General features: G+C 51.4%; 1 rRNA gene (running past both ends of the window). It reads right to left on the bottom strand.

Annotated features, from left to right (window positions below):
* Positions 1–2,500 (bottom strand): 23S ribosomal RNA (locus RAE21_RS18650) (it extends past both window edges: 91 nt to the left, 287 nt to the right).

Raw genomic sequence — 2,500 nt, 5'->3', positions numbered from 1 at the left:
CTCTTCAGGGGGCTCAAGGCCCCGGCAGATCTCATCTTGAAACGAGTTTCCCGCTTAGATGCTTTCAGCGGTTATCTCTTCCACACTTAGCTACTCGGCAATGCCACTGGCGTGACAACCGATACACCAGAGGTGTGTCCACTCCGGTCCTCTCGTACTAGGAGCAGGCTTCCTCAAATCTGCAGCGCCCACGGAAGATAGGGACCAAACTGTCTCACGACGTTTTAAACCCAGCTCACGTACCTCTTTAAATGGCGAACAGCCATACCCTTGGGACCGGCTACAGCCCCAGGATGAGATGAGCCGACATCGAGGTGCCAAACACCGCCGTCGATATGAACTCTTGGGCGGTATCAGCCTGTTATCCCCAGAGTACCTTTTATCCGTTGAGCGATGGCCCTTCCATACAGAACCACCGGATCACTATGTCCTGCTTTCGCATCTGCTCGACTTGTCAGTCTCGCAGTTAAGCACGCTTATGCCATTGCACTATCATCACGATGTCCGACCGTAACTAGCGTACCTTCGAACTCCTCCGTTACGCTTTGGGAGGAGACCGCCCCAGTCAAACTGCCTACCATGCACTGTCCCCGATCCAGATAATGGACCTAGGTTAGAACCTCAAACACACCAGGGTGGTATTTCAACGTTGGCTCCATAAGATCTAGCGACCCTACTTCAAAGCCTCCCACCTATCCTACACAGATCTGTTCAAAGTCCAATACAAAGCTACAGTAAAGGTTCATGGGGTCTTTCCGTCTTTCCGCGGGGAGATTGCATCATCACAAACATTTCAACTTCGCTGAGTCTCAGGAGGAGACAGTGTGGCCATCGTTACGCCATTCGTGCAGGTCGGAACTTACCCGACAAGGAATTTCGCTACCTTAGGACCGTTATAGTTACGGCCGCCGTTTACTGGGACTTCAATCAAGAGCTTGCACCCCATCATTTAATCTTCCAGCACCGGGCAGGCGTCACACCCTATACGTCCACTTTCGTGTTTGCAGAGTGCTGTGTTTTTAATAAACAGTCGCAGCCACCGATTTTTTGCAACCTCATTGGGCTCCATCCGCGAGGGACTTCACCTACTAAAGGCACACCTTCTTCCGAAGTTACGGTGTCAATTTGCCGAGTTCCTTCTCCTGAGTTCTCTCAAGCGCCTTAGAATACTCATCTCGCGCACCAGTGTCGGTTTGCGGTACGGTCGTGTGTAGCTGAAGCTTAGTGGCTTTTCCTGGAAGCAGGGTATCACTCACTTCGTCTGCAAGCAGACTCGTTATCACTCCTCATCTAAGCCCGGCGGATTTGCCTACCAGGCACGACTACAAGCTTGAACCAACATGTCCAACAGTTGGCTGAGTTAACCTTCTCCGTCCCCACATCGCACTACACATCGGTACAGGAATATTGACCTGTTTCCCATCAGCTACGCATCTCTGCCTCGCCTTAGGGGCCAACTCACTCTACGCCGATGAACGTTGCGTAGAAAACCTTGCGCTTACGGCGAGGGGGCTTTTCACCCCCTTTAACGCTACTCATGTCAGCATTCGCACTTCTGATACCTCCAGCACGCTTTACAACGCACCTTCACAGGCTTACAGAACGCTCTCCTACCACTTGCAATAAATTGCAAATCCGCAGCTTCGGTAACTGGCTTAGCCCCGTTACATCTTCCGCGCAGGACGACTCGATCAGTGAGCTATTACGCTTTCTTTAAATGATGGCTGCTTCTAAGCCAACATCCTGACTGTTTTAGCCTTCCCACTTCGTTTCCCACTTAGCCAATTTTAGGGACCTTAGCTGGCGGTCTGGGTTGTTTCCCTCTTGAGTCCGGACGTTAGCACCCGGTGCTCTGTCTCCCAAGCTGTACTCTGCGGTATTCGGAGTTTGCATTGGTTTGGTAAGTCGCCATGACCCCCTAGCCAAAACAGTGCTCTACCCCCGCAGGTAATACTTGAGGCACTACCTAAATAGTTTTCGGAGAGAACCAGCTATTTCCAAGTTTGTTTAGCCTTTCACCCCTATCCACAGCTCATCCGCTAGTTTTGCAACACTAGTCGGTTCGGACCTCCAGTACCTGTTACGGCACCTTCATCCTGGCCATGGATAGATCACTTGGTTTCGGGTCTACACCCAGCGACTAGACGCCCTATTCGGACTCGATTTCTCTACGGCTTCCCTATTCGGTTAACCTTGCCACTGAATGTAAGTCGCTGACCCATTATACAAAAGGTACGCAGTCACCCTTACGGGCTCCTACTTTTTGTAAGCATGCGGTTTCAGGATCTATTTCACTCCCCTCCCGGGGTTCTTTTCGCCTTTCCCTCACGGTACTAGTTCACTATCGGTCAATGATGAGTATTTAGCCTTGGAGGATGGTCCCCCCATATTCAGACAGGATTTCTCGTGTCCCGCCCTACTTTTCGCAAGCTCAGTACCACACAGGTCATTTCACGTACGGGGCTATCACCCGCTATGGCCAGCATTTCCAGGCTGTTCC

The sequence above is a fragment of the Rhodoferax potami genome (assembly GCF_032193765.1).
Lineage (GTDB): Bacteria > Pseudomonadota > Gammaproteobacteria > Burkholderiales > Burkholderiaceae_C > Allorhodoferax > Allorhodoferax potami.
Note: the sequence above shows the minus strand (reverse complement) of the source record. Positions and strands in the feature narration are given on the sequence as shown.